The organism is Streptomyces sp. NPDC052079 (assembly GCF_040680275.1).
Classification (GTDB): Bacteria; Actinomycetota; Actinomycetes; order Streptomycetales; family Streptomycetaceae; genus Streptomyces.
In genome coordinates this window covers 34712-60931 of record NZ_JBFAWL010000021.1, presented here as the reverse complement: position 1 = coordinate 60931, position 26220 = coordinate 34712, and the positions used below count along the sequence as shown (strand labels likewise).

At 71.1% G+C, this 26220-nt stretch carries 24 protein-coding genes, 1 tRNA gene, 3 pseudogenes and 1 riboswitch; of the genes and pseudogenes, 24 read left to right on the top strand and 4 right to left on the bottom strand.

All coding sequences use genetic code 11. The annotated features are described in order from the left end of the window. Positions 1-5 precede the first annotated feature (5 nt). The 6 genes from hpnH (at position 6) to AB0L56_RS25450 (ending at position 6368) form a co-directional block, all read left to right on the top strand. The gene (gene hpnH, locus AB0L56_RS25475) at positions 6-1028 is read left to right on the top strand and encodes an adenosyl-hopene transferase HpnH (RefSeq protein ID WP_361027918.1); all 1023 of its coding nucleotides are present in this window, start codon (positions 6-8) and stop codon (positions 1026-1028) included. A 4-nt stretch (positions 1029-1032) separates the two neighbouring features. Continuing rightward, complete coding sequence (gene ispG, locus AB0L56_RS25470; RefSeq protein WP_361027922.1) at positions 1033-2190, top strand: flavodoxin-dependent (E)-4-hydroxy-3-methylbut-2-enyl-diphosphate synthase; 1158 nt, start codon at positions 1033-1035, stop codon at positions 2188-2190. A 29-nt stretch (positions 2191-2219) separates the two neighbouring features. After that, complete coding sequence (dxs, locus tag AB0L56_RS25465; protein ID WP_365426835.1) at positions 2220-4133, top strand: 1-deoxy-D-xylulose-5-phosphate synthase; 1914 nt, start codon at positions 2220-2222, stop codon at positions 4131-4133. Then, positions 4130-5545: an aspartate aminotransferase family protein gene (locus AB0L56_RS25460; RefSeq protein ID WP_361027928.1), complete on the top strand. Its 1416-nt coding sequence runs from the start codon at positions 4130-4132 to the stop codon at positions 5543-5545. The genes dxs and AB0L56_RS25460 overlap by 4 nt, the downstream gene beginning before the upstream one ends. Before the next feature lie 74 nt (positions 5546-5619). Beyond that, positions 5620-6243 carry an XRE family transcriptional regulator gene (locus AB0L56_RS25455; protein ID WP_361027931.1) on the top strand — a complete coding sequence of 208 codons (624 nt, stop codon included), beginning with the start codon at positions 5620-5622 and terminating at the stop codon, positions 6241-6243. After that, positions 6240-6368 (top strand): DUF6126 family protein, encoded by a 129-nt coding sequence (locus AB0L56_RS25450; protein ID WP_361027934.1) that lies wholly within the window; start codon positions 6240-6242, stop codon positions 6366-6368. The genes AB0L56_RS25455 and AB0L56_RS25450 overlap by 4 nt, the downstream gene beginning before the upstream one ends. 21 nt (positions 6369-6389) lie before the next feature. On the opposite strand, the gene AB0L56_RS25445 is transcribed toward AB0L56_RS25450, so the two are convergent. Continuing rightward, on the bottom strand, positions 6390-7187 hold the full coding sequence (locus AB0L56_RS25445; protein ID WP_365426830.1) for a tyrosine-protein phosphatase: 798 nt from the start codon (positions 7185-7187) through the stop codon (positions 6390-6392). 452 nt (positions 7188-7639) lie between these two features. Then, positions 7640-7801: riboswitch (cyclic di-AMP (ydaO/yuaA leader) on the top strand. 4 nt (positions 7802-7805) lie between these two features. Here AB0L56_RS25445 and AB0L56_RS25440 point away from each other — a divergent pair. From AB0L56_RS25440 to AB0L56_RS25425, 4 genes and pseudogenes are all read left to right on the top strand, one after another. After that, complete coding sequence (locus AB0L56_RS25440) at positions 7806-8714, top strand: peptidoglycan DD-metalloendopeptidase family protein (RefSeq protein WP_365426827.1); 909 nt, start codon at positions 7806-7808, stop codon at positions 8712-8714. 204 nt (positions 8715-8918) lie between these two features. After that, complete coding sequence (locus AB0L56_RS25435) at positions 8919-9704, top strand: SGNH/GDSL hydrolase family protein (protein WP_365426951.1); 786 nt, start codon at positions 8919-8921, stop codon at positions 9702-9704. Between the two features lie 265 nt (positions 9705-9969). Then, a pseudogene (locus tag AB0L56_RS25430) lies at positions 9970-11196 on the top strand (MBL fold metallo-hydrolase). A 2-nt stretch (positions 11197-11198) separates the two neighbouring features. Further along, a complete protein-coding gene (locus AB0L56_RS25425) occupies positions 11199-11390 on the top strand; it encodes a hypothetical protein (protein WP_365426824.1) in 192 nt (63 codons plus the stop codon). Between the two features lie 249 nt (positions 11391-11639). On the opposite strand, the gene AB0L56_RS25420 is transcribed toward AB0L56_RS25425, so the two are convergent. Next, entirely contained in the window at positions 11640-12113 is a 474-nt protein-coding gene (locus AB0L56_RS25420) for a type II toxin-antitoxin system VapC family toxin (RefSeq protein WP_361027945.1), read from the bottom strand. Beyond that, a complete protein-coding gene (locus tag AB0L56_RS25415; protein ID WP_361027948.1) occupies positions 12103-12372 on the bottom strand; it encodes a type II toxin-antitoxin system prevent-host-death family antitoxin in 270 nt (89 codons plus the stop codon). The genes AB0L56_RS25420 and AB0L56_RS25415 overlap by 11 nt, the downstream gene beginning before the upstream one ends. Positions 12373-12486: 114 nt before the next feature. Here AB0L56_RS25415 and AB0L56_RS25410 point away from each other — a divergent pair, with 114 nt between their 5' ends. Next, positions 12487-14169 carry a DUF6880 family protein gene (locus tag AB0L56_RS25410; RefSeq protein ID WP_365426819.1) on the top strand — a complete coding sequence of 561 codons (1683 nt, stop codon included), beginning with the start codon at positions 12487-12489 and terminating at the stop codon, positions 14167-14169. 134 nt (positions 14170-14303) lie between these two features. Continuing rightward, a pseudogene (locus AB0L56_RS25405) lies at positions 14304-14650 on the top strand (MBL fold metallo-hydrolase); the annotation flags it as partial. 112 nt (positions 14651-14762) lie between these two features. Here AB0L56_RS25405 and AB0L56_RS25400 read toward each other — a convergent pair. Then, positions 14763-15959 (bottom strand): annotated as a pseudogene (locus tag AB0L56_RS25400) (MFS transporter); the annotation flags it as partial. On the opposite strand from AB0L56_RS25400, the gene AB0L56_RS25395 reads away from it, so the two are divergent. From AB0L56_RS25395 to AB0L56_RS25340, 12 genes are all read left to right on the top strand, one after another. Then, a complete protein-coding gene (locus AB0L56_RS25395) occupies positions 15928-16506 on the top strand; it encodes a GntR family transcriptional regulator (RefSeq protein WP_365426817.1) in 579 nt (192 codons plus the stop codon). The pseudogene AB0L56_RS25400 and the gene AB0L56_RS25395 sit on opposite strands and share 32 nt — an antisense overlap. A gap of 494 nt (positions 16507-17000) precedes the next feature. Next, complete coding sequence (locus AB0L56_RS25390; RefSeq protein WP_365426814.1) at positions 17001-18878, top strand: ATP-binding protein; 1878 nt, start codon at positions 17001-17003, stop codon at positions 18876-18878. A gap of 68 nt (positions 18879-18946) precedes the next feature. Then, a complete protein-coding gene (locus AB0L56_RS25385) occupies positions 18947-19381 on the top strand; it encodes a roadblock/LC7 domain-containing protein (RefSeq protein WP_361027964.1) in 435 nt (144 codons plus the stop codon). A 2-nt stretch (positions 19382-19383) separates the two neighbouring features. Continuing rightward, positions 19384-19755 carry a DUF742 domain-containing protein gene (locus AB0L56_RS25380; RefSeq protein WP_361027967.1) on the top strand — a complete coding sequence of 124 codons (372 nt, stop codon included), beginning with the start codon at positions 19384-19386 and terminating at the stop codon, positions 19753-19755. Then, positions 19733-20362 (top strand): ATP/GTP-binding protein, encoded by a 630-nt coding sequence (locus AB0L56_RS25375; protein WP_361027970.1) that lies wholly within the window; start codon positions 19733-19735, stop codon positions 20360-20362. Before AB0L56_RS25380 ends, AB0L56_RS25375 begins: the two co-directional genes overlap by 23 nt. Before the next feature lie 60 nt (positions 20363-20422). Then, positions 20423-20998, top strand: a complete 576-nt coding sequence (locus AB0L56_RS25370; protein ID WP_365426809.1) for a GAF domain-containing protein — start codon at positions 20423-20425, stop codon at positions 20996-20998. A 181-nt stretch (positions 20999-21179) separates the two neighbouring features. Further along, positions 21180-22211 (top strand): L-threonine 3-dehydrogenase, encoded by a 1032-nt coding sequence (tdh, locus tag AB0L56_RS25365; RefSeq protein ID WP_361027976.1) that lies wholly within the window; start codon positions 21180-21182, stop codon positions 22209-22211. Between the two features lie 28 nt (positions 22212-22239). Continuing rightward, on the top strand, positions 22240-23439 hold the full coding sequence (locus tag AB0L56_RS25360; protein WP_365426805.1) for a glycine C-acetyltransferase: 1200 nt from the start codon (positions 22240-22242) through the stop codon (positions 23437-23439). Between the two features lie 36 nt (positions 23440-23475). Then, positions 23476-24381: a LysR family transcriptional regulator gene (locus AB0L56_RS25355; protein ID WP_365426802.1), complete on the top strand. Its 906-nt coding sequence runs from the start codon at positions 23476-23478 to the stop codon at positions 24379-24381. A 142-nt stretch (positions 24382-24523) separates the two neighbouring features. Then, positions 24524-24883 carry an MmcQ/YjbR family DNA-binding protein gene (locus AB0L56_RS25350; RefSeq protein ID WP_365426799.1) on the top strand — a complete coding sequence of 120 codons (360 nt, stop codon included), beginning with the start codon at positions 24524-24526 and terminating at the stop codon, positions 24881-24883. 102 nt (positions 24884-24985) lie between these two features. Next, positions 24986-25059: transfer RNA gene (locus tag AB0L56_RS25345), tRNA-Pro, on the top strand. Between the two features lie 77 nt (positions 25060-25136). Then, the gene (locus AB0L56_RS25340) at positions 25137-26159 is read left to right on the top strand and encodes a histidine kinase (protein WP_365426797.1); all 1023 of its coding nucleotides are present in this window, start codon (positions 25137-25139) and stop codon (positions 26157-26159) included. The last annotated feature ends 61 nt before the right edge of the window (positions 26160-26220 follow it).

Genomic DNA, 26220 nt, shown 5'->3' with positions numbered 1-26220 from the left:
GCCAGATGGCCATGCCGCTGCGTCAGTCCATCAAGGTCGCTACATACTTGGCCGAACAGAAGCTCCGCAGGCGGGACAAGTTCCCGCTCATCGTCGAACTGGAGCCGCTCTTCGCCTGCAACCTCAAGTGCGAGGGGTGTGGCAAGATCCAGCACCCGGCCGGGGTGCTCAAGCAGCGGATGCCCGTCGCCCAGGCCGTGGGCGCCGTACTGGAGTCCGGGGCGCCCATGGTGTCCATCGCGGGCGGCGAGCCCCTGATGCACCCCCAGATCGACGAGATCGTGCGCCAGCTGGTGGCCCGGCGCAAGTACGTCTTCCTGTGCACCAACGCCCTGCTGATGCGCAAGAAGATGGACCGGTTCAGGCCCTCCCCCTACTTCGCCTTCGCGGTGCACATCGACGGGCTGCGGGAGCGGCACGACGAGTCGGTGGCGAAGGAGGGCGTGTTCGACGAGGCCGTGGAGGCCATCAAGGAGGCCAAGCGGCGCGGCTTCCGGGTGACCACCAACTCGACCTTCTTCAACACCGACACCCCGCAGACCGTCGTGGAGGTGCTCAACTACCTCAACGACGACCTCAAGGTCGACGAGATGATGATCTCGCCCGCCTACGCCTACGAGAAGGCCCCCGACCAGGAGCACTTCCTCGGCGTGGAACAGACCCGGGAGCTGTTCAAGAAGGCCTTCGCGGGCGGCAACCGCAACCGCTGGCGGCTGAACCACTCCCCGCTGTTCCTGGACTTCCTGGAGGGCAAGGTCGACTTCCCGTGCACCGCGTGGGCGATCCCGAACTACTCGCTCTTCGGCTGGCAGCGCCCCTGCTACCTGATGAGCGACGGATACGTCCCGACCTACCGGGAGCTGATCGAGGAGACCGACTGGGACCGGTACGGCCGCGGCAAGGACCCGCGCTGCGCCAACTGCATGGCGCACTGCGGCTACGAGCCCACCGCCGTCCTCGCCACCATGGGCTCCCTGAAGGAGTCGCTGCGCGCCCTGCGTGGGACCGTCTCCGGAAACCGGGGGTGACGCCATGACCGCTGTCTCGCTGGGGATGCCCGAGGTGCCCGCACCGTCGCTCGCCGAGCGGCGCGCGTCGCGGCGGATCCAGGTAGGACCGGTGGCGGTCGGTGGCGGCGCCCCGGTGTCCGTGCAGTCGATGACGACGACCCGTACGTCCGACATCGGCGCGACACTGCAGCAGATCGCCGAGCTCACCGCGTCCGGCTGCCAGATCGTCCGGGTCGCCTGCCCCACGCAGGACGACGCGGACGCCCTCGCGACCATCGCCCGCAAGTCCCAGATCCCGGTGATCGCGGACATCCACTTCCAGCCCAAGTACGTGTTCGCGGCCATCGAGGCCGGATGTGCCGCCGTCCGGGTGAACCCGGGCAACATCAAGCAGTTCGACGACCGGGTCAAGGAGATCGCGCGGGCCGCGCAGGACCACGGCACCCCCATCCGGATCGGGGTCAACGCCGGCTCGCTGGACCGGCGGCTGCTCCAGAAGTACGGCAGGGCCACTCCGGAGGCGCTCGTCGAGTCCGCCCTGTGGGAGGCGTCCCTCTTCGAGGAGCACGGCTTCCGGGACATCAAGATCTCCGTGAAGCACAACGATCCCGTGGTCATGATCAACGCCTACCGGCAGCTCGCCGAGCGCTGCGACTACCCGCTGCACCTCGGCGTCACCGAGGCCGGCCCCGCCTTCCAGGGCACCATCAAGTCGGCGGTCGCTTTCGGGGCGCTGCTCAGCGAGGGCATCGGCGACACCATCCGGGTGTCGCTGTCCGCGCCGCCGGCCGAGGAGGTCAAGGTCGGCATCCAGATCCTGCAGTCGCTCGGGCTCAGGGAGCGGCGGCTGGAGATCGTCTCCTGCCCGTCCTGCGGGCGCGCCCAGGTCGATGTGTACAAGCTGGCCGACGAGGTCACCGCCGGGCTGGACGGCATGGAGGTGCCGCTGCGGGTCGCCGTCATGGGCTGTGTGGTGAACGGCCCGGGCGAGGCCCGCGAAGCCGACCTGGGGGTCGCATCGGGCAACGGCAAGGGCCAGATCTTCGTCAAGGGCAAGGTCATCAAGACCGTCCCCGAGTCGAAGATCGTCGAGACGCTGATCGAAGAGGCGATGAAGATCGCCGAGCAGATGGAGAAGGACGGCGCCGCGTCGGGGGAGCCGGCCGTCACCGTGAGCTGAAGAGCACGGAATCCGAAGGGGGCCCGAGCGTGACGATCCTGGAGAGCATCCGGCAACCACGCGACCTGAAGGCGCTGTCCAAGGAGGAACTCGGCGAACTGTCCCACGAGATCAGGGAGTTCCTGGTGCAGGCGGTGGCCAGGACCGGCGGTCATCTCGGACCCAACCTGGGGGTGGTGGAACTGACCCTCGCCCTGCACCGGGTCTTCGAGTCGCCCGTGGACCGCATCCTGTGGGACACCGGCCACCAGAGCTACGTCCACAAACTGCTGACTGGACGTCAGGACTTCTCCAAGCTGCGCGGCAAGGGCGGCCTGTCCGGCTACCCCTCCCGCGAGGAGTCCGAGCACGACGTCATCGAGAACAGCCACGCCTCCACGGCCCTCGGCTGGGCCGACGGGCTCGCCAAGGCCCGCCAGGTCCAGGGGGAGAAGGGCCATGTCGTGGCGGTGATCGGCGACGGCGCGCTCACCGGCGGAATGGCCTGGGAGGCGCTGAACAACATCGCCGCCGCCAAGGACCGCCCGCTGATCATCGTCGTCAACGACAACGAACGCTCCTACGCCCCGACCATCGGCGGGCTCGCCAACCATCTCGCGACCCTGCGCACCACGGACGGCTACGAACGCGTGCTGGCCTGGGGCAAGGACGTGCTCCAGCGCACGCCCGTGGTCGGCTCCACCGTCTACGAGGCACTGCACGGCGCGAAGAAGGGCTTCAAGGACGCCTTCGCCCCGCAGGGCCTCTTCGAGGACCTGGGACTGAAGTACGTCGGCCCGATCGACGGCCACGACATCGGCGCCGTGGAATCCGCGCTGCGCCGCGCCAAACGCTTCCACGGACCCGTCCTGGTCCACTGCCTGACCGAGAAGGGCCGCGGCTACGAACCCGCCCTCGCCGACCAGGAGGACCACTTCCACACCGTCGGCGTGATGGACCCGCTCACCTGCGCGCCCCTCACACCGTCCGGCGGACCGTCCTGGACCTCCGTCTTCGGCGAGGAGATCGTCCGGATCGGGGAGGAGCGCGAGGACGTGGTGGCGATCACCGCCGCCATGCTGCATCCGGTCGGCCTCGGTGCCTTCGCCGAGCGGTTCCCCGACCGGGTGTGGGACGTCGGCATCGCCGAACAGCACGCCGCCGTGTCCGCGGCGGGCCTGGCGACGGGCGGCCTGCACCCGGTCGTCGCCGTCTACGCCACCTTCCTCAACCGCGCCTTCGACCAGCTGCTGATGGACGTGGCGCTGCACCGCTGCGGGGTGACCTTCGTCCTGGACCGGGCCGGCGTCACCGGGGCCGACGGACCCTCGCACAACGGCATGTGGGACCTGTCCGTCCTCCAGGTCGTCCCCGGCCTGCGCATCGCCGCGCCCCGCGACGCCGCCCAGCTGCGCGCCCAGCTGCGCGAGGCGGTCTGCGTCGACGACGCGCCCACCCTGCTCCGCTTCCCGAAGGAGTCGGTGGGCCCGGTGATCCCGGCGCTGCACCGGATCGGCGGCATGGACGTGCTGCACCGTGCGGACGCGCCGGAGGTGCTGCTGGTGGCCGTCGGCGTGATGGCGCCGGTCTGTCTGGGGGCCGCCGAACTGCTGGAAGCCCGCGGTATCGGGTGCACGGTGGTCGACCCCCGGTGGGTCAAACCCGTCGACCCGGCCCTCCCGCCGCTGGCTGCCGGCCACCGCATGGTGGCCGTCGTCGAGGACAACAGCCGGGCCGCCGGGGTGGGTTCCGCGGTGGCGCTGGCACTGGGCGACGCCGAGGTCGACGTGCCCGTACGCCGGTTCGGCATCCCGGAGCAGTTCCTCGCGCACGCCAAGCGCGGTGAGGTGCTCGCCGACATCGGCCTCACGCCCGTCGAGGTCGCCGGGCGGATCAGCGCGAGCCTCGCCGTCGGGGAAGAACTCGCGAAACAGCCACAGGACGCACAGGAGCACCAGCCATGACCACCGCGGAGTCGGCGTCGGAGTCGTCAAGAGCCGGGAAGTTCGACCTCGGCGCGCTGCTGGCCGAGCGCGGGGCCGAGCGCTACGAGCTGCACAGCCGGTACCTCAACCACCAGCTCCCGCGCATGCTGCACACCCTCGGCTTCGACAAGGTCTACGAGCGCGCCGAGGGCGCCCACTTCTGGGACGCCGACGGCAACGACTACCTGGACATGCTCGCCGGGTTCGGGGTGATGGGCCTGGGCCGCCATCACCCCGTGGTCCGCAAGGCGCTGCACGACGTCCTGGACGCCCAGCTCGCCGACCTCACCCGCTTCGACTGCCAGCCGCTGCCCGGACTGCTGGCCGAGAAGCTGCTCGCGCACACCCCCCACCTGGACCGGGTGTTCTTCGGCAACAGCGGCACGGAGGCGGTCGAGGGCGCCCTGAAGTTCGCCCGGTACGCGACCGGCAGGCCGCGCGTCCTCTACTGCGAGCACGCCTTCCACGGCCTGACCGCTGGCTCCCTCTCCGTCAACGGCGAGTCCGGCTTCAAGGACGGGTTCACCCCGCTGCTGCCCGACACGGCCGTCCCGCTCGGCGACCTGGACGCCCTGGAGCGGGAGCTGCGCAAGAAGGACGTCGCCGCGCTGATCGTGGAGCCGATCCAGGGCAAGGGCGTCCACGTGGCACCGCCCGGCTATCTGCGGGCCGCCCAGGAGCTGCTGCACCGGCACAAGGCGCTGCTGATCGCCGACGAGGTGCAGACCGGACTGGGCCGGACCGGCGACTTCTACGCCTACCAGCACGAGGAGGGCGTGGAGCCGGACCTGGTGTGCGTGGCCAAGGCGCTCTCCGGCGGCTATGTGCCGGTGGGCGCCACCATCGGCAAGGACTGGATCTTCAAGAAGGTCTTCTCGTCGATGGACCGGGTGCTGGTCCACTCGGCCAGCTTCGGGTCCAACGCCCAGGCCATGGCGGCGGGCCTCGCGGTGCTGTCGGTCATGGAGGACGAGCAGATCATCGCGAACGTCCGCACCACCGGCGAGCTGCTGCGGACCCGGCTGGCCGCGCTCACCGACCAGTACGAGCTGCTCGCCGACGTCCGCGGCCGGGGCCTGATGATCGGCATCGAGTTCGGCCGGCCCCGGTCGCTGAAGCTGCGCTCCCGCTGGACCATGCTCCAGGCGGCCCGCAAGGGGCTCTTCGCGCAGATGGTGGTCGTACCGCTGCTGCAACGGCACCGGATCCTCACCCAGGTCTCCGGCGATCACATGGAGGTGATCAAACTGATCCCGCCGCTCGTCATCGACGAGGAGGACGTGGACCGGTTCGTGCGCGCCTTCCGCGCGGTCATGGACGACGCCCATGATGGCGGTCTGATGTGGGAGTTCGGCAGGACGCTGGTGAAGCAGGCGGTGGCCATCCGCTGACCGGAGGACATCCGGCCGTTTGCCTGTGAGGCAAGAAAATTGCCCCACGGGCAAATTTCCGGCTCAATGGGGGCATGAGCTCCTCCGACGCCGAGCCGCCGACCGGGCCTGCCGGTGGCCTTCCCGCGGTCGCGCCCCAACTGCGCGCCCTGCGGCGACGGGCCTCCCTGACCCTCGAGGCCGCCGCCCGCGACGCCGGTCTGTCACCGGCGCATCTCTCCCGGCTGGAGACCGGGCAGCGGCAGCCCTCGCTGCCGATGCTGCTGTCCCTCGCCCGGATCTACGGTACGACGGTCTCCGAGCTGCTCGGCGAGGCGGCCACCGAACGGGACGCCGTGGTCCGCGCCGCCGACATGGAACCCACCGCGGCGGGCGGCTGGACGTACTGGCCGGCCGGGGCGCCGGGGCGCGGCATGCAGGCCCTGCGGGTCCATGTGCCGCACGGCTCCCAGGGCGACATCGTGCGCGTCCATCCCGGCGAGGAGTGGCTGTACGTCCTCAAGGGCCGGCTGCTGCTGCGCCTGGGGGACGTCCTGCACCGGCTCGCCCCGGGCGACAGCGCGCACTTCGACTCGCTGACCCCGCACCGTATTGCCGCAGCCGACCCCGACGGGGTCGAACTGCTGTTCGTCCACACCCTGCTGCAGAGTCCCACGGCCGCGCTGTGCCTGGGCCCGATCCACGGAGAAGCGACATGACTGGTAAGGACATGGAGGAGAAGTTCCCACGGGCCCTGTGGGTGCGGCTGTTCATCTACGTGGTGGTGGGGCACCTCTTCGCGGCCTTCATCTACTTCCTGTTCGAGATAGCCCCCAAGAAGTAGACGCCGGGGCGGGTGCCCGCCTCAGTCGAGCATGCGCTCGCGCAGCCGCTCCCGGGCCCCGGGGGTGAGGCCGAGCCCCTGCTCCAGATAGGCGTCGACCCCGCCCCAGGTCTCCTCCACCGTCTCGAAGGCGGCCGACAGGTACTCCGCCCGGGCGTCGAACAGCGGGCTGAGCAGCTCCATGACCTCGGAGGAGTAGGCCGAGGCGGAGCTGCCGCTGCGGTGCACCTTGTAACGGCGGTGCTTGGCGTTGGACTTGAGGTAGTCGTCGACGATCGCGTCCCGCTCGACGCCCAGCGCGAGCAGCGTCACCGCCACGGACAGTCCCGCACGGTCCTTGCCCGCCGCGCAGTGCATCAGCACGGGGACGCTGTCCTCGGCGAGCGAGCGCAGCACCTGGGCGTGCTCGGCGGTGCGCTCCGTGATGATCATCCGGTAGGAGGTGATCATCCGGTCCGCGCCCTTGCCGTCCGCGAGGACCGAGCGCAGCTGGTCCAGGTCGCCGTCGCGGACCATCTTCCAGAACTCGGCGCCGTCGGCCGGGTCGCTGAGCGGCAGGTTCAGATTGCGCACGCCCGGCAGTTCGACGTCCGGCCCCTCCAGCTTCTGGTCCGCCGCGTTGCGGAAGTCGAAGATCGTGTGCAGCCCGAGCGAGGACAGGAAGACGGCGTCCTCGGCGGTCGCATGGGCCAGGTGACCGCTGCGGAACAGCACCCCGTGCCGCACCCGCCGACCGTCCACGGTCGGCAGTCCGCCCACGTCGCGGAAGTTGCGTACTCCGGCCAGCTCGGGTTCGGTCGACGGGATCTGCTGCGTCACGGGGACTCCTCCCACTCGGCGCCGCCGCCGCTGCTCGTCGGCGGGCATCACCTGACGATACGACATGCCTGCCTGGGGCAATGAGTTCTCCACAGGCGTGGCCCGGCCGCCCAGGCGCCCAGGATGCGCATGCCTGTGATCGCATGATTGAGGCGTTGTGTCCGATTAGGTCGCTTCGCTATAACATGCCACCAAAGCAGGAGAAATGGGAGTGGGGTGCGTGAGCAGCGTCATATCCGTGACGATGTGTTATCGCCATGCTCACGTAATCAAGCGCAATAACAAGGGAATTCGTGGGCCCTCTGCATCACGATTGACGCTCGGTGACGTCAATTCCTCCTGTGGATCACGGAAAAAGCACCTTCGCGGCGAACTGCCGCTTGTCCCGTCGCATCCGGGTCGCTTACGTTCACGACCGATCCGGACGGACGCCTAATCCTGCCGCCGCCCGGAGCCCGCACACACTGACCCGTGTACGGCAGGAGCGGGGGACCCACAGGTAAGACTGCCTGTTCCGGTCTCCGGAACGGCTTGGGGTTAAGTCGCGTGATATCGCGGCCGGACATCTCCAGTCCGAACCCGACAGCTCACCTCGCAGGCGCCGGAGAGGAATTCGTCATGCCCGCGAAGGGTAAGCACCGCCGTCCCAAGGCTCAGCGTTTCACCCGCTCCATCGCCGTCGCCGGAACCGGTGGCGCCGCACTCGCCCTGCCGCTTCTCGGCGCCACCGGCGCGAACGCCGCCACGCCGCAGGCGGCCCCCGAAAAGGCCGTCCAGTCCCTTTCCGCCGGCGGCCACGAGGCCACCGCCGAAAAGAGCGACCAGGTCCGCACGTACACCGTGAAGGCCGGCGACTACCTGGCGAAGATCGCGGAGACGGAGAACGTCGACGGCGGCTGGAAGCAGCTCTACGCGGACAACCGCGAGGCCGTCGGCGACGACCCGGCACTCATCCACCCCGGTCTGAAGCTCACCATCGACGGTGAGGCCGCCAAGGCCACGCCGAAGAAGTCCACTGCGCCGGCGTCTCCGAAGCCTGCCGCGGCGAAGGCCGAGAAGCCCGCCGAGCAGCCGGCGCAGCAGCCGGCCGAGCAGCCGCAGCCGTCCTCCCCGGCCGCCTCCGGTTACAGCTCCCCGGTGCCCGGCGGCGGCATCGGCACCGCCTACAAGGTGGCCGGCGGCATGTGGTCCAGCGGCTACCACACCGGTGTCGACTTCAGCGTCCCGACCGGCACCTCCCTGAAGGCCGTCGGCTCCGGCACGGTCGTCTCCGCGGGCTGGGCCGGCGCGTACGGCAACCAGGTCGTCATCCAGCTCAGCGACGGCCACTACGCCCAGTACGCCCACCTGTCCTCGCTGTCGGTCTCGGCCGGCCAGACCGTGAGCGCCGGCCAGCAGGTCGGTCTCTCCGGCTCCACCGGCAACTCGACCGGCCCGCACCTGCACTTCGAGATCCGCACCACCCCGAACTACGGCTCGGACGTGGACCCGCTCTCCTACCTCCGCTCCAAGGGCGTCTCCATCTGACCCCCTGCGGCAACCTTCCTGACACGCGCACCGAAGGCCGGACCCCATCCACGGGTCCGGCCTCCGGTGTATTCCGGACCGGGCGACATTCTGAGAGTGGCTTATCTCACCGCACGTCAACGCTCGCCTACGGTCGCGTAGGTCACATTCCACGGTGAATCATGATCTGCCGTGGCAGACGATTCGAAGAATGACAGCAGAAGAGTGATCGGGTCGTACGTGGCGGTGGGGGACAGCTTCACCGAGGGCGTGGGTGACCCCGGCCCCGACGGGGCGTTCGTCGGCTGGGCCGACCGGTTCGCCGTGCTTCTCGCCGACCGCCGGCCCGAGGGGGACTTCGAGTACACCAATCTCGCGGTGCGCGGAAAGCTGCTGGACCAGATCATGGCGGACCAGCTCCCGGTGGCGGTCGAACTCGCCCCCGACCTGGTCTCGTTCTGCGCGGGCGGCAACGACATCCTCCGTCCGGGCACCGACCCGGACGAGGTCGCCGAGCGCTTCGAGCAGGCGATCGCCGCCCTCACCGCCGTGTGCGGCACGGTCCTGGTGACGACCGGGTTCGACACCCGCGGCGTCCCCGTGCTCAGGCATCTGCGCGGCAAGATCGCCACGTACAACGGGCACGTACGGGCCATCGCCGACCGCTACGGCTGCACGGTGCTGGACCTGTGGTCCCTCAAGAGCGTCCAGGACCGCAGGGCCTGGGACGCCGACCGGCTGCACCTCTCGCCCGAGGGCCACACCCGCGTCGCGCTGCGCGCGGGCCTCGCCCTCGGCCTGAAGGTGCCCGCGGACCCGGAGCAGCCGTGGCCGCCGCTGCCGCCTCGCGGCACGTTGGAGATCCGGCGGGACGACGTCCACTGGGCGCGGGAGTATCTGGTCCCGTGGATCGGCCGCCGCCTGCGGGGGGAGTCGTCGGGCGACCACGTCACGGCGAAGGGGACGCTGTCCCCGGAGGACATCCGGTCGCGGATCGCGAAGGTGGCGTGAGGCGCGGTTCGCGGGGTGCTGGGCGCGCGGGGCGTGTGTGGGTGGTGCGTGGCTGGTCGCGCAGTTCCCCGCGCCCCTTTTGGGGTGCTGCGCTCGCGGCGTCTTGAGGTCCGCGTGGGGCTTGGCGCGCGGGGGCGTGTACGGGTGGCTGGTCGCGCAGTTGCCCGCGCCCCTTTGGGGGCGCGGGGGCTGTTTCCACAACTGCCCCCGTCCGCGGAGCCACCGCACATAATGGACACTCCGATCGACTTCATCTGGAGGTACCGTGGCCGCTTCTTCCGCCCCCCGGGCGAGGCTGACCGCCCTGCGGCTGCCGGCCTTCGGCGCGGAGCCGGCCGGTGAGCGCCTGGCGCGGATCCGCAGGTCCCCGCACTTCGCGAACGGCGTGTTCCAGAACCCGGGCGGGCAGGCCCGTACGCGTCCCTCCGGGTCGGGATGGGACATGGCCAAGCAGTTCCTGGACAAGGACTCCCGCTCCCTCCGCGCCCCGCAGGGCACGATCCCGGTCCATCCCACCACCCTCGCCGACCTGAACCGCCCGCCGGCGACCGGGCTGCGCCTGACGTGGATGGGCCACTCCAGCGTGCTCGCGGAGATCGACGGGCAGCGGGTGCTGTTCGACCCCGTGTGGGGAGAGCGCTGCTCGCCGTTCCCCTTCGCCGGACCCAAGCGGCTGCACCCCGCGCCCCTGCCGCTGGCGGCGCTCGGCCCGGTCGATGTCGTCGTGATCTCCCACGACCACTACGACCACCTGGACCTGCCGACGATCAAGGCACTGGCCGGCACGGACACCTTGTTCGCCGTGCCCCTCGGCGTGGGCGCGCACCTGGAGCGCTGGGGCGTGTCCGAGGGCCGGCTGCGCGAACTGGACTGGCAGGAGACGACGCGGATCGGCGGTCTCACCCTGACCGCCACCCCGGCCCGCCACTTCTGCGGCCGGGGCTTGCGCAACCCCCAGCACACCCTCTGGGCCTCCTGGGTAGTCGCCGGCGAGGAGCACCGGATCTACCACAGCGGCGACACGGGCTACTTCGAGGGCTTCCGCGACATCGGCGCCGAGCACGGCCCGTTCGACGCGACGATGATCCAGGTCGGCGCGTACTCGGACTTCTGGCCCAAGAACCACACCGATTCTACGCCGCTGCCCGGAGCGTAGCCGGACATCCACATGAACCCCTCGCAGGGGGTCCAGAGCCATCTTGACCTGCAGCAGGGCCGACCGGGCGGTGTCATGCTGCCGATTCACTGGGGCACGTTCAATCTCTCGTTGCACCCGTGGGCGGAGCCGGTGGAGTGGGTGCTGGCCGCGGCTGGTGCGGTCGGGCAGGCGGTCGCCCTGCCTGTCCCAGGCCAGCCTTTCGAGCCTGGTGGAGATCTGCCGACGCGTCCTTGGTGGCGGGATGTGTCTCCGGCGCTGAGTCGCAAATGGCCTATTCCGGAGATTGCTTCGGTGGCGTCTCGTGACGACCTCGACCTTGTGGGCGAGGGCTGACCGTGGACGAACTGAAGTGGGTCGCTGATGTCCTGGCCTCGATGAACGAGTCGGAGCGGCAGCAGGCCCTTCGAACGATCGATGGACCGCCTCGGATGGAGGAGCAGGAGGTGCCGCAGCTGCGCGTACCTTTGCCAACCGCGGTCTACGTGACGAGGCTGAAGATCACGACGCGCATCGTTCCGAGCGCGTAGAGCCCACAGGGTTCCGGACTTGCGAGCAGGGGGCCTGTTGCGCAGTGAGATGGCATGCACCGCTGGCACAGGGACATCCGGTGCCTAGGCCTTGAGAACGGGACCTGCGCTGCTGGTACGGGCTGGGTCCGAGAGCGGGGCGGGGCATGGACGTGCCATCCCGGGGGCGGCTCCGCGCTGAGGTCTGGGAGGCCAGGCGCACAGACCACCCCGGTTCGCGGAAGGCGTGAGCGGTTGTGCGGCGGTGGCCTACCGGTCGTGCAGCACCTTCGGGCGGGTGACGGGGACGACGGTGAGCAGGCCGTCCAAGCCCTTGAAGTCGTCCGGGTTGGTGGTGAACAGGGGCAGGTCTTCCGCGATGGCGATGGAGGCGATCAGCAGGTCGGCGATGCGGCGCCGGGGCGTGCGGCCGACACTGATGACGGCGGCGCAGACGCGGCCGTAGATGCGGGCGGCTTCCGCGTCGAAGGGGATGGGGTCGAACTCGTTCTCGGCGCGCTGGAGGATGTCGGTGCGGCGGGCGCGTTCGGCGTATTCGTCGTAGTCGTCCTGCTCGGCGTTGCTGCGCACCTGGTGGGGGCCGGCGGAGAGTTCCGCGAGGGTGATGGCGGTGATGGCCACCTCGGCGGGCAGCTCCTGCGGATTGATCCACTTGCGCAGGATCATGATGTTGGTGTCGAGAAGGCCCTGCTGATACGCGGTGGGCCGGTGCTCATCGGGCATAGGGGTCGTCCGGCTCCTGCTCGGCGGTGGCGTCCTGGTCTGCGCGCAAGGCGTCCAGGGAGATGTCGGGGGCGGTGCGGGACATGGCGGCGAACTCCCCGCGCGGGACGAAGCGGCGGCGACGGCGCAGGGGGATCAGCTCACCGATGCGGTGCCCGTCGCGGGTGACGGTGAAGGCCTGGCCGTCTTGGACGGCGTCCATGATCTCTTTGGATTTGGTGCGCAGGTCGCGCTGGGTGATCTCGGGCTGGGCGGTCATGGCTCCACGGTAGCCCTCATGTGCTATCAGGTGCCACTTTGTAGCACGGCGCTGTTACTGGGGCAGGTCGCCGGATCTCGCACCCAGCACTCGGCGGGAGGGTTGAATACCGGTGTGGCACGGCACGTAGTGGGATTCGGCGAGGAGGATCTGCGGGCCCTGGCCGGGGTTCGGTCCTTCGATCGCGGGCTGGGGTATCTGGATGCGGTGAGTGGCCTGGAGGTGGGCGACGGCTCGGTCACCGCCACGGTGCACGGCACCGACGTCTACGAAGTGGAGCTCACCCTCCGTGACGGCATCGGAGTCTCCGGGTGGTGCGACTGCCCATACGGGCAGGAGGGCAACTTCTGCAAGCACTGCGTGGCGGTGGGGCTGACCGTGCTGCGGCAGTCGGAGGCGATCCCGCGTCAGCGGGCCGCCGCCCGGGCACGGGCCTCCCGCCTGGAGGCGTGGCTCACGGCGCTGTCCCGTGACCAACTGCTTGCACTGGTGCGAGAACAGATCGGGGAGGACCGGGAGCTGCGTCGGCGTCTGGAGCTGCGGGCCGCGGCCGCGCACTCGGACACGGGCGCGGTCCGGGATCGGATCCTGGTGCTGATCGACCCGCGGCCCTTCGCCCGGTACGGATACGTCGAGTACGCGGACGCCGCCAGGTACGCCCGGCAGGTCGAGGAAGCGGCCGACGCGCTGCGTGCCCTGGCCTCAAGGGGGCTGGCGGCGCAGGCGGTCGGTCTGGCGGAAGAGGCGATCCGGGCGCTCGGGCGGGCGTACGAGGAGGTCGATGACTCCGACGGGGTGGTCGGGCAGGCCGTCGGAGCAGTGTCCGAGGCCCATCTGGAAGCGTGCTCGGTCGCGCGCCCTGACCCGGACCGGCTGGCCGAGTGGCTCGTCGGCCAGGCGCTCGGCGACTGGAACGACGCGGCGGACCTCGACCCGCTCGACTACGCCGACGTCCTGGGGCCGACCGGACTGGCCCGTATGCGGCAACTGGCGGCCGAGGCGCGGCGGCGCAGGCCGAACGGCTGGGCGGAGCGGTACCTGATGGAGCGCCTGGTCAAGGCGGAAGGTGATGTGGACGCGCTGGTCGCCCTGTACGCGAAGGACCTGGTGCCGTCCGGCGCCACGCATCTGCGCATCGCCGAGGAACTGGAGGCGGCGGGCCGCGCGGACGAGGCGCTGGCGTGGGCGGAGCGCGGGTTGCGGGACACCGCCGCCGAGGCCCACGTCGACGGCCGCCTGGCCGACTATGTGTGCACCCGCTACACGCAGGCAGGCCGGACAGCCGAGACGGTCGCGGTCCGCCACGACCGCTTCCGAGTGGAGCGCTCGCTCGTTGCCTACCAGCAGCTGCGCGCCGCAGCCCGGACCGCAGGCTGCTGGGAGAGTACGCGGGAGGCGGCGCTGTCCGTCTTGGGCGAGGACGCGTGCCGGGACCGCGGCGCTGGGTACCGCGGCCCCGTGCTGCTGGACGCGCTGCTGGATGACGGCGATCTGGATGCCGCCTGGCGGGAGGCGGTCGGCCGTGCCGACGATCGGCAATGGCAGTGGCTCGCCGACCTCTCGCGCGAGAGGCGCCCGGCCGACGCACTCGCGGTGTACTTGCGGTTGATCGAACCGCTGAAGGAGCCGACTGGGGACCGCGTGTACGAGCGTATGGCGCAGCTACTGCTCAAGGCCCGTGACTGTCACCAGGCGATGGGCACCGAGGCCGAGTTCACCGCCCAACTCGCCGACCTGAGGGCGGAGCTGAAGCGGAGGCGCAAGCTGATGACCCTTCTTGACCGGCACGGGTTGTGAACTGCCTCCAGAGGGCGAGTCCGGGGGCCAGTCCTCAAGGAGCGCAGTGCACCACCTGCCGTTGGACATGGTGTCCATCTGAACAGCAACTCGTCAGACCAACTCTAATGTTATGCCGCAGAGTTGAGAACACCTTCTGGCCGGACATCCACATGACCCCCGAGGAAGGCGTCCGCTCCCACCTCGACCTCAGGGTGGCGACCCGGGCGGCGTGCTGATGCCGATCCACTGGGGCACCTTCAACCTCGCCCCGCATCCGTGGGCGGAGCCGGGGGAGTGGATGACGGACGCCGCGGCGGCGGTGGGCCAGGCGGTCGCCTTCCCGCGTCCGGGCGCCCCCTTCGAGCCGGGCGGCGAACTGCCCACCGAGCGCTGGTGGCGGCCGCTCACCCGGCCCGTCCCGCGCTCATGGAAGACCGGCGGCCCGTCGCGGAGCGAGGAGACCCTCAGTGGCGACCTCGACCTCGCGGGCGACCGCTGACCCGCTCGGTCGGTGACGAGTCGGGCGGGGGAGAGTCGCCCGTCTGGTGTGGTGACGCGGCGGGCTGACGGAGGCCCCCGTCCGTCCGCCCGCCGCACGCGATCACCCGTACTTACCGCGTCGCCGTCACCGACTTCGCCCCCGTCCCGGCCGCCGCCGCTGCCTCCGCCAGCCGACGCCGGCGGGTGGCCGGGCCGAAGACCGCCAGGACCAGCGCGCCCAGCGTCCACGTGCCCGCGATCACCATGAACACCGCCTGGTAGCCGATGCCGTTGTAGACGCCGGCGATCATCAGCGGGCCCACCGCGTTGGACAGCCGGCCCAGGCCGTAGGCGATGCTCGTGCCCAGGGAGCGGCCCTCGGTGCCGTACAACTCGGGGGCGTAGGCGTACGCCAGGGCCGTGTAGCCGCGCTCGAACAGATTGACCAGGAAGCCGAAGACGACGATCAGCACCGGCGTGAACGTCAGGCCGTAGGGCAGGCCGGACGCGGCGATGACCAGGCCGAACACCACCAGGCACCACTTGCGTTCGAAGCGGTCGGTGACCATCGCCGCGAGGAACGAGCCGAGCGGCGCGCCCACGGTCGTCAGCGCCACGTAGAAGATCGAGTCCTCGACGCTGACGCCCTCCGCGGCCAGCAGGGTCGGCGCCCAGCTGGAGTAGCCGAAGAAGCCGATGGTCTGGGTGATCCACAGGACCGACAGCAGGATCGTCGGGTACAGGAACTTCCTGTCCTTCAGCATGCCCAGGCCCGGCTTGACCGAGGGCCCCGCCGGCGTCGGCAGCTGCGGCTCGGGCAGCGGCCCGTGCTCGGCCGTCACCTGAGCCTCGATGCGGGTCAGCACCGCCTCCGCCTCGTCGTGCCGGCCGCGCGACTCCAGCCACCGCGGGGACTCCTCGAGCCGCCGCACGAAGAACAGGAACAGCGCGCCCAGCGACCCCCAGAGGTAGACCAGCCGCCAGGACCAGTCCGACATCGGCACCACCGCGGAGGCGATCAGGTTGGTGACGGGCGTGCCGCAGATGCCGATGACGATGGCGTACGCCTGGAACTTGCCGCGCTTGGCGCTGGGGAACAGCTCGCTGATGTAGACGACGGCGACGACCGTCATCGCGGACAGGCCCGCCGACGTCAGCACGCGGAACACGCCGAGGGACCAGATGTCCCAGGCGAACACGCAGGCGAACGACCACACCGTGAACCACAGGGTGGTCAGGGTCAGCGTCCGTTTGCGGCCCAGCCGGTCGGCCAGCCCGCCGGCCACGACCGCGCCGATGAACATGCCCACGAAGGACAGTGAGGTGACGGAGGTCTACGGCGCCACGCGCGGCGCCGTCCGGGAGGCGCTGCAGGACCTCGCGGCCGAGGACATCGTCGAGATCGTCCCCCGCCGCGGCGCCCGAATCCGCGCAGTGTCCGTGGAGGAGGCCGTGCAGATCACCGAGTGCCGGTCGGCGCTGGAGCAGCTGTGTGCGCGGAAGGCGGCCGGTGGGGCGAGCGAGGAACAGCGCGCGGAACTGCGGCGGATCGGCGCCGACATGCGGCAGGCCGTCGCCGACGGCGCCTGGCACGCGTACTCCGCCCTCAACCAGCGGCTCCACGAACTCGTCATCGAGGCCAGCGGGCAGGAGGTGGCGCGCCGTCAGCTGGAGCGGCTGAACGGCCCGATGGTCCGCTTCCAGTTCCGCCTCGCCCTGCGCCCCGGACGCCCCGCACAGTCCCTGCCCCAGCACCTCGCGATCATCGACGCGGTCGCCGGTGCCGACCCGGAGGCGGCGGCACGTGCGGTGGCGGCGCACCTGGACGACGTGATCGAACAACTGCGGGCGTCGGCCCCGGCGCCTCGCGTGTGAAGGGTGCCAACACCCGCGTTCCGCTACTCAGCGTGATGTTCTGGCCGGAGGGCTGAAGGTACCCCCGAGGTCCTTCCGGAGTCGGGGGCGCGCTCGGGGGCGCACTTGGTCCCGCTCGCACCTCCCTTCACACCCCTGCGCCCCGAACGCTCGCGCGACCGCTTCTGACCAGCATCGATCGACCCGCGACCAGTCCCGTCGCATCCGGCCGAACGGTTATCGGTCTGTCGTACGAGGCCTCATACCAGAGCGCGATGCTGTCCGCAGGAGTTTGTCAACTGCCCACCGCACATGATGCGGTGACGACTACGGTGAGTGTCGGTCGCTCGGTGTGACGGCTCGCGACGGCTCATGTCGCAGGACGCCTCGTGCCGAGGGCCGCGTCGTAGGGATCGGGATCAGGGAGCGGGGACCGGTACGTGCAGCCACAAGGCGGACGAGGGAGCCGACGGGGCGAGGAGCCCCGACACCCGGGGACGGTCGGCGCCACGGTCGTGGCCCGCACGCCCCAGAGCGGCGCCGCCCCGAAGCCCCCGGCCCCCGGCCCGGGCGCACGCCGAGGCAACGGCACCGCCCCCCGGCCCGAGCGGCGTGAGGGCGGGCGGCACGGACGGCCGCCCGCGCGGACCGCTCCCACCGTCCCCGAGACGCACATACGGCCCCAGCTGCTGCGCCTCGCCGTGCTACCACCCGTCGCGGTGGCGCTCAGCGCCTGCGCGGCCGTACTGTTCACCGTCCGCTCCACCGGAGTGCGGCCGGGCCCCACCCTGTGGGCCGTGCTCGGCGGCGCCACATCGGTGACCTGCGCCGGCATCGTCATCGCCGCCGTGGCCGCCGACCGCGCCGCCCGCTCCGTGTACGACCGCATCGGCGCCCTGCGCCGGAGCACCGCCCGGCGCGAGGCCGAACTGCACGCCCTCGTCGAGGCCCTGCGCCACGGCGAGGCCCCGCCCCCACGCGCACGGCGCGGCGAACAGGCCCCCGACGACGCCGACGAGTTCGACCTCCTCGCCGCCGACCTCACCCGCGCGCACGACGGCGCCGTCACCGCCGTCGTACAGGCCTCGCAGCTCTCCAGCCAGACGGGCAGCGAACAGAAACTCGAGGTGTTCGTGAACCTCGCGCGGCGTCTGCAGTCCCTGGTGCACCGCGAGATCTCCCTCCTCGACGAGCTGGAGAACGAGATGGAGGACCCCGAACTGCTCAAGGGCCTCTTCCACGTCGACCACCTTGCCACCCGCATCCGCCGCCACGCCGAGAACCTCGCCGTGCTCGGCGGGGCCGTCTCCCGGCGGCAGTGGAGCAACCCCGTCTCCATGACGGAGGTGCTGCGTTCGGCGATCGCCGAGGTCGAGCAGTACTCGCGGGTCAAGCTCGTGCCCCCGATCGACGGCACGCTGCGCGGGCACGCCGTCGCCGACGTCATCCACCTGCTGGCCGAACTCGTCGAGAACGCCACGGTGTTCTCCGCCCCGCACACCCAGGTGCTGCTGCGGGCCAACCTCGTGACATCCGGACTCGCGGTCGAGGTCGAGGACCGCGGACTCGGGATGCCGGTCGGCGAGCAGGACCGGATGAACGCGCTGCTCACCGACCCCGACCAGGTGCATGTCGCCAGCCTGCTGGCCGACGGCCGCATCGGGCTGTTCGTGGTCTCCCAGCTCGCCAAGCGGCACGGCATCCAGGTCCGGCTCCAGACCAACATCTACGGCGGGATCCAGGCCGTTCTCGTCGTGCCGCAGGCACTGCTCGGTACGGAGCCGGGTGTCGCGGGCATGGCGGGCATGGGACAGGCCACGGGGGCGGGACAGCAGCCGCCCGACAGCGACGGCGGTCGGGTCCCGACGGTACGTCACATGCCTGCCGTATCCCTCCCCGTCCCCGTGAACGGGCCGGGCACCGCACCCGCGGCCTCCCTCACCCCGGTCGTCCCCCGGCCCCGTCCCCCGGCCCCCGCCCCCGGCCAGGGCGCGGTCCCCCCGCCCCTGCCGCTGCGCGGTGCCCGCGAGGTGCGCCCCACCCCGGCGGAGGCCGTACCCGGCGTGCGCCACAGCGACCAGGCCGCCCCCGACGACGACGGAACCACGCCCCTCACCCCGCGCAGCACCACGGTGCGCGGCACCATGAGCCGGCCCCAACTGCCCCGTCGGCGCGCCCAGGAGCACATCGCACCGCAACTGCGCGACAGACCGGAACCGCGCCAGGACACCGAGCACGTCGCCGGCCATGACCCCCAGCTGATGGCGGCCTTCCAGCGGGGCGTCAGCCTCGCGGAGTCCCAGCAGGAGCCGTCCGCCACCCCACGGCCGTCACCGGCCGCACCCCTTACCGACCACATCGCCCGGCAGGACGGGAGCGCGCCCGCCGGATGACCACCCGCCTCCCCACCCCCACTCCCCGCGCTCCCGCAGACCTTCGTACCCCAAGGAGTCGATCCGCCATGGCGAGCGATGCGCCGACCGCCCAGGTATCCGACCTCGACTGGCTGATGAGCGGCCTCGTGCAACGCGTACCGCACACGAACAGCGCCGTACTGCTGTCCTGCGACGGGCTGGTGAAGTCCGTGCACGGCCTCGACCCGGACAGCGCCGACCACATGGCGGCCCTGGCCTCCGGCCTGTACTCCCTCGGCCGCAGCGCGGGCATCCGCTTCGGCGACGGCGGTGACGTCCGCCAGGTGGTCGTCGAGCTCGACTCGACGCTGCTGTTCGTCACCACCGCCGGCTCCGGCACCTGTCTGGCCGTGATGGCCGGCCGGGACGCCGACGCCGCCGTGCTCGGCTACGAGATGGCCATGCTGGTCAAGTCCGTCCGCCCGTACCTGATGACGGCCCCGCGGCAGCCGGGCGTCGAACCCCCGGCGATGAGGCCTTGAGCGTGACGGCGGCCAGTGACGGGCCCTGGCTCGACGACGCGGCCGGCCGGCTGGTGCGCCCCTTCACGGTCAGCAACGGCCGTACCCGCCCCACCGTCGCACTCGACCTGCTGTCGCAGGTGCGAGCCACCGGAGCCACCCCCCTCGGCTATCTCGGCCCCGAGCACGCGCAGGCCCTCGACCTGTGCCGCGCCCCGGTCCCGGTCGCCGAGGTCGCCGCACATCTCAGGCTGCCGGTGGCCGTCACCAAAGTGCTGCTGGCGGACCTCGTCGAATGCGGGGCGCTGACCGACAAACCCCCCGCGTTCCACCACAACCCGACGGACCGGGCCCTACTGGAGGCAGTGCTCGATGGACTACGACGACAGCTCTGACCGGCGCGCCGGCACGGCCCACGGTGACGACCCGTTCCCGACCGCACTCAAGATCCTCGTGGCGGGAGGGTTCGGCGTGGGCAAGACGACCTTCGTCGGCGCGGTCAGCGAGATCGCGCCGCTCAGCACGGAGGAGCTCCTCACCACGGTCAGCGCCGGCACCGACAACCTCGACGGCATCGAGAACAAGGTCGAGACGACCGTGGCCATGGACTTCGGCCGCATCACCCTCGACGCGGAGCATGTGCTGTACCTGTTCGGCACGCCCGGCCAGGAACGCTTCTGGTTCATGTGGGACGAGCTCTGCGAGGGCGCGCTCGGCGCCGTCATCCTCGCCGACACCCGGCGCCTGGAGGAGTGCTTCGCAGCGGTCGACTTCTTCGAACAGCGCGGCCTCGGATTCATCGTCGCCGTCAACGAGTTCGACGGAGCGTTCCGCTACGACCCCGGGGAAGTACGGGCCGCCCTCGACCTGCCCGCCGAGGTCCCGGTCGTCCGCTGCGACGCCCGGATCTCCAGCTCCGGCGTCCAGACCCTGCTGACCCTCGTCCGGCACCTCATCGTCCACACCCCGGCCACCACCACGGGGTATGGCGCCCACATGTGATCCCCGCGCACCCCCTCGGAGCCCGTAGATGATCCTCGCCCACACCCTGGGAGCCCGCCCATGAGCTACGACCCGCCCCGCCCGGCAGGTCGTCTGCTGCTCACCCCCGAGGACAAGGAGGCCCCGGCCCGCACCGGCAGGCTCCGCGGCCTGGGACTGGGACACCACCCCGAGCCCGCGCTCGACGTCTTCGCCCACGGTCTCGCGGAGCTCACGGGGGCGCCGTACGCCATGGTCAACTTCCTCGGCGAGGACGGGCAGTTCTTCGCGGGTCTGCACGCCCCGGCCGTCGCGCCGTTCGTGCGCGGCGACGGCACGGGTGCCCTGCTGGGCCGGGTGCTGCCCCGCGACCACGGCTTCTGTCCCCATGTGGTGGCCCGGCGCAAGGCGCTGGTGCTGGAGGACGTGAGCGACTACCCGAGGTTCGCGGGCAATCCGGTGGTGGACGAGTTCGGCATCCGCTCCTATCTGGGCGCACCCCTGATCGACAGCACCGGCATGGTGCTCGGCACCGTCTCGGTCACCGACATCCGGCCGCGGGCCTGGGGCCGGCCGGGGCTCGCCGCCATCAAGGCACAGGCTGCGGATCTCGCCGTACGGCTGGAGCGGCTGGAGGACGAGGGGCTGCCGCTGTGAGGCCCCCGGCGCCGCCGATGGGGTGACCGTGTGAAGCAAAGCTGTGGCCGCGCTTAAGAAAACCTCGATGGACCCCTGAGGGTGTTGTACGGCAGATTGCTGTGCGATTCCACTCCTCCTCCCGGACCGGGGCCGCTTCGGCGTGCCCGGCGGCCGGGACTCACCCTCAGGAGCCGTAGCGTTGAAGGCGCTGGTCAAGGAGCAGGCGGAGCCCGGGCTGTGGCTCATGGACGTCCCGGAGCCCGCCGTCGGACCCGGCGACGTGCTGATCAAGGTGCTGCGCACCGGTATCTGCGGTACCGATCTGCACATCCGGAACTGGGACGGCTGGGCCCGGCAGACGATCAGTACGCCCCTGGTCGTCGGGCACGAGTTCGTCGGCGAGGTCGTGGACACCGGCCGGGACGTCCCCGACGACATCAAGGCCGGCGACCGGGTCAGCGGCGAGGGCCACCTCGTGTGCGGCAAGTGCCGCAACTGCCTGGCCGGACGCCGCCATCTGTGCCGGGCCACGATCGGCCTCGGCGTCGGACGCGACGGCGCCTTCGCCGAGTACGTCGTGCTTCCCGCCACCAACGTCTGGGTGCACCGGGTCCCCGTCGACCTCGACGTCGCCGCGATCTTCGACCCGTTCGGCAACGCCGTGCACACCGCGCTGTCCTTCCCGCTGGTCGGCGAGGACGTCCTGATCACGGGCGCGGGCCCGATCGGTCTGATGGCCGCCGCCGTGGCCCGGCACGCGGGTGCGCGCAACGTCGTGATCACCGACGTCAGCGAGGAGCGTCTGGAACTCGCCCGCAAGATCGGGGCGACCCTGGCGCTGAACGTCGCCGAGGCCACCATCGCCGACGGGCAGCACGCTCTAGGACTGCGCGAGGGCTTCGACATCGGCCTGGAGATGTCCGGCCGCCCCGAGGCCCTGCGCGACATGATCGACAACATGACGCACGGCGGCCGGATCGCGATGCTCGGCCTGCCGGCCGAGGAGTTCCCGGTCGACTGGGCCCGCGTCGTCACCTCGATGATCACCATCAAGGGCATCTACGGCCGTGAGATGTTCGAGACCTGGTACGCCATGTCGGTCCTGCTGGAGGGCGGTCTCGACCTCGCCCCCGTGATCACCGGCCGCTACTCCTACCGCGACTTCGAGGCCGCCTTCGAGGACGCGGCCGGCGGCAAGGGCGGCAAGGTCATCCTCGACTGGACCGCGTAAGTCATCTGCCTCACAAGGAGCCCCCGTCATGTTCGACTCCGTGCGCGACGACCTGCGCGCCACCCTCGACGAGATCCGCGTCGCCGGACTGCACAAGCCCGAGCGCGTCATCGGCACCCCGCAGTCCGCCACCGTGAACGTCACCGCCGGCGGCCGCCCCGGCGAGGTCCTCAACTTCTGCGCCAACAACTACCTCGGACTCGCCGACCACCCCGAGGTGATCGCCGCCGCCCACGAGGCCCTCGACCGCTGGGGCTACGGCATGGCGTCCGTCCGCTTCATCTGCGGCACCCAGGAGGTGCACAAGGAGCTGGAGGCGCGGCTGTCGGCGTTCCTCGGCCAGGAGGACACGATCCTCTACTCCTCCTGCTTCGACGCCAACGGCGGCGTCTTCGAGACGCTGCTCGGCCCCGAGGACGCGGTGATCTCCGACGCGCTGAACCACGCGTCGATCATCGACGGCATCAGGCTGTCCAAGGCCCGCCGCCTCCGCTACGCCAACCGTGACATGGCCGACCTGGAGCGGCAGCTCAAGGAGGCCGCGGAGGGCGGCGCCCGCCGTACGCTGATCGTCACCGACGGCGTGTTCTCCATGGACGGCTACGTGGCCCCGCTGGACGAGATCTGCGACCTCGCCGACCGGCATGGCGCCATGGTCATGGTCGACGACTCGCACGCCGTGGGCTTCGTCGGCCCCGGCGGGCGCGGCACGTCCGAGCTGCACGGCGTCATGGACCGCGTCGACATCATCACCGGCACCCTCGGCAAGGCGCTCGGCGGCGCGTCCGGCGGCTATGTCGCCGCCCGCGCGGAGATCGTCGCCCTGCTGCGCCAGCGCTCCCGCCCGTACCTGTTCTCCAACACGCTCGCCCCGGTGATCGCCGCCGCCTCCCTCAAGGTCCTGGACCTGCTGGAGTCGGCCGACGACCTGCGCGTCCGGCTGGCCGAGAACACCGCCCTGTTCCGCCGCCGGATGACCGAGGAGGGCTTCGACGTCCTCCCCGGCGACCACGCCATCGCCCCGGTGATGATCGGCGACGCGGCCCGCGCGGGACGCATGGCGGAGCTGCTGCTGGAACGCGGCGTCTATGTGATCGGCTTCTCCTACCCCGTCGTCCCGCAGGGGCGGGCCCGGATCCGCGTCCAGCTGTCCGCCGCCCACTCCACGGACGACGTGCACCGCGCGGTGGACGCTTTCGTGGCGGCGCGGGCGGAACTCGACGCCTGAACGGAACACACCGAGCGTCTTGAGACAATCGCTCGCATGATCGAGGCGCGGCGGCTCCACATCCTCCGTGCGGTGGCGGACCACCGCACGGTCACGGCGGCGGCCGCCGCGCTGCATCTGACCCCCTCGGCCGTCTCCCAGCAGCTCGCCGCCCTCGAGCAGGAGACCGGCCACCGCCTCGTCGAGCGCGGCGCCAAGGGCGTACGGCTCACCCCGCCGGGCGAGATCCTGCTCAGCCACACCAACGCCGTCCTGGCGCAGCTGGAGCGGGCCGAGGCCGAGCTGGCCGCCTACGGGTCGGGGGAGGCCGGCACCGTCACGGTCGCCGCCTTCGCCACCGGCATCGCCCAGGTCGTCGCGCCCGCGGTGGCCCGCATCGCCGCGTCGGCACCCGGCATCCGCATCCGGGTCCAGGACGCCGAAGGGGACGCCAGTCTGCCGATGGTCCTCGACCGGCAGGTCGACGTCGCCGTGGCGGTCGAGTACCGCGGGGCGCCTCCCGCCGACGACCCGCGCCTGGCCCACCTGCCGCTGTACGCCGAACCCTTCGACGCGGTCGTCCCGGTCACCCACCGCCTGGCCGACACCGCCGAGGTGCCGCTGGCCGAGCTGGCCAAGGACCCCTGGATCGGCCCCTACCCCGGCAACCCCTGCCACGACGTGGTCGTGCTGGCCTGCGAGAGCGCCGGGTTCCAGCCCCGTCTCGAGCACTCCTCGGACGACTTCCGCGCGGTGGTCGCCCTCGCCTCGGCCGACGTGGGCGTCGCCCTGGTGCCCCGCTCGGCGCTGCGCGGCATGGACCTCTCGGGCGTGGTCGTCCGCCCGGTGGACGGCGTGGCGCCCACCCGCCGGGTCTTCGCGGCCGTGCGCCGGGGCGCCGAGGAGCACCCGCTGATCCGCCCGGTGCTGGACGCGCTCCGCGCGGCGGCCGGGGAAGCGTAGGCAGGGGTCTTCCCGGACTGCCGTCGGTACCGTCCCGGAATGGCGGCCGACCCCGCAACCGGCGGGTGAGACTGGCAGAGCCATGACCACCGGAACCTGAGTATCAGGATCAATGTCAGTGGCGGCCGCTACGGTGCCTGCCATGCCGGATGCCGAAGACGTACGACGGATCGCCCTGTCCCTGCCGGACACGACGGAGAAGATCGCCTGGAGCATGCCCACCTTCCGCGTCGCGGGGAAGATGTTCGCCACCCTGCCCGAGGACGAGACCTCCGTCGCCGTGCGCTGCCCCAAGGAGGAGCGCGACGAACTGGCCCTCGCCGAACCGGAGAAGTTCTGGATCGCCGGCCACGAGGCGCAGTTCGCCTGGGTCAGGGTCCGCCTCCCCGCCCTGGAGGACGAGGGCGAGCTGCGCGACATCCTCGCCGACTCCTGGCGCCAGGCGGCACCCCCACGGCTCCTGGAGGCGCACCCCCGGCTGGGCCTGCCGTCCGCGCACTGAGCACCGCTGCCGCCCGTGGTAAACGGGTGCGCGATCACCGCCCCGAGTGCGGTATGGTTTCCGTGCGCGTTCGGCCGAGGGAACCCCAGGTCAGACGGGCAACGGGACGTGGCGCAGCTTGGTAGCGCACTTGACTGGGGGTCAAGGGGTCGCAGGTTCAAATCCTGTCGTCCCGACTTGCTGAGACGCAGGTCAGAGGCCGTATCGGGGAAACCCGGACGGCCTCTTCGCCGTTTCCGCGTACGCTGCGCCCGTGCGCTGGATCACACGGCTGATCGAACGTCGGGACCTCTGGCTGGACACCGCCATCGCGGTGGCCTTCACCCTGGTCGCCGTCCTGCTCGGCCGCCAACCCGAACCGGGGGCCGACTGGCGGGCCCAGGACGGCCTCGGGATCGCCCTGAGCTGCCTGATCAACGCGCCACTCGCGCTGCGCAGACGCGCCCCGCTCACCGTCTTCGCGGTGAGCGACTCGGCATGGGGGCTGTTCATCACCCTCGACTACTGGCCCGTCGTGAAATCGATGGGCCCTTTCTTCGCCCTGTACACGGTCGCCTCGCTGCGCCGCCTGCGCTCGGCGGTCGTCTGCACGGTGCTGGTGGGCGCCGTATGGGTGTACTCCGGCTGGCGGGCCGGGCAGGCCACGCCCGCCGTGCTCGCCCAGGCGGCGGTCTTCCCGGCCGTCGGCTGCCGGGTGGGCATCGCCGCGCAGGTGTCCGCCCGCCGCGCCGACCGGCTCGCCGAACTGGCCGAGCAGCTGCGGCGCGAGCAGCAGGACCGGATGCGCCGCGCCGTCGCCGAGGAGCAGCGGCGGATCGCCCGCGAGCTGCACGACGTGGTCGCCCACCACATGTCGGTGATCAACGTGCAGGGAGGGCCGGCGAGTTACGTCTTCGACTCCGAACCGGACACCGCCCGCGCGGCCCTGCGCACGATCAAGGAAACCAGCCAAGAAGGGCTGGGCGAACTGCGCCGCATGCTGACGCTGCCGCGCACCGGGCCCGAGGGCGGCGCGGAGCCGGGGGACGCGGAGGCGGCACCGTATGCGCCGATGCCCGGGCTGTCCCGGCTCGGGGAAATGGTCGAGCGGGTCAGAGCGGCGGGTGTCCCGGGACTGTCCAACACCGAGATCGCCGAACAGCTCTTCATCAGCGAGGCGACCGTGAAGACCCATCTGAACCGCACCATGACCAAGCCCGACCTGGACAGCCGCGACCAGGCCGTCGTGGTGGCCTACGAGACCGGACTGGTGACTCCCGGCGGTACCACCGGCTGAACCGTCGTCCGTGCGCCGCTCGCCCGCGCGAACATCCGTGAATCAATTGTCAGCAGATGTC

Excerpts from the sequence above, each read along its gene's own strand:
- AB0L56_RS25370 (WP_365426809.1), top strand. The coding sequence starts at position 20,423 with ATGAGCTACGACCCGCCCCGCCCGGCAGGTCGTCTGCTGCTCACCCCC.
- AB0L56_RS25450 (WP_361027934.1), top strand. The coding sequence starts at position 6,240 with ATGACTGGTAAGGACATGGAGGAGAAGTTCCCACGGGCCCTGTGGGTG.
- AB0L56_RS25350 (WP_365426799.1), top strand. The coding sequence starts at position 24,524 with ATGCCGGATGCCGAAGACGTACGACGGATCGCCCTGTCCCTGCCGGAC.
- ispG (WP_361027922.1), top strand. The coding sequence starts at position 1,033 with ATGACCGCTGTCTCGCTGGGGATGCCCGAGGTGCCCGCACCGTCGCTC.
- AB0L56_RS25385 (WP_361027964.1), top strand. The coding sequence starts at position 18,947 with ATGGCGAGCGATGCGCCGACCGCCCAGGTATCCGACCTCGACTGGCTG.
- AB0L56_RS25420 (WP_361027945.1), bottom strand. The coding sequence starts at position 12,113 with ATGCCCGATGAGCACCGGCCCACCGCGTATCAGCAGGGCCTTCTCGAC.
- AB0L56_RS25395 (WP_365426817.1), top strand. The coding sequence starts at position 15,928 with ATGAACATGCCCACGAAGGACAGTGAGGTGACGGAGGTCTACGGCGCC.
- AB0L56_RS25440 (WP_365426827.1), top strand. The coding sequence starts at position 7,806 with ATGCCCGCGAAGGGTAAGCACCGCCGTCCCAAGGCTCAGCGTTTCACC.
- AB0L56_RS25415 (WP_361027948.1), bottom strand. The coding sequence starts at position 12,372 with ATGACCGCCCAGCCCGAGATCACCCAGCGCGACCTGCGCACCAAATCC.
- AB0L56_RS25355 (WP_365426802.1), top strand. The coding sequence starts at position 23,476 with ATGATCGAGGCGCGGCGGCTCCACATCCTCCGTGCGGTGGCGGACCAC.
- AB0L56_RS25375 (WP_361027970.1), top strand. The coding sequence starts at position 19,733 with ATGGACTACGACGACAGCTCTGACCGGCGCGCCGGCACGGCCCACGGT.
- AB0L56_RS25460 (WP_361027928.1), top strand. The coding sequence starts at position 4,130 with ATGACCACCGCGGAGTCGGCGTCGGAGTCGTCAAGAGCCGGGAAGTTC.
- hpnH (WP_361027918.1), top strand. The coding sequence starts at position 6 with ATGGCCATGCCGCTGCGTCAGTCCATCAAGGTCGCTACATACTTGGCC.
- AB0L56_RS25360 (WP_365426805.1), top strand. The coding sequence starts at position 22,240 with ATGTTCGACTCCGTGCGCGACGACCTGCGCGCCACCCTCGACGAGATC.
- AB0L56_RS25455 (WP_361027931.1), top strand. The coding sequence starts at position 5,620 with ATGAGCTCCTCCGACGCCGAGCCGCCGACCGGGCCTGCCGGTGGCCTT.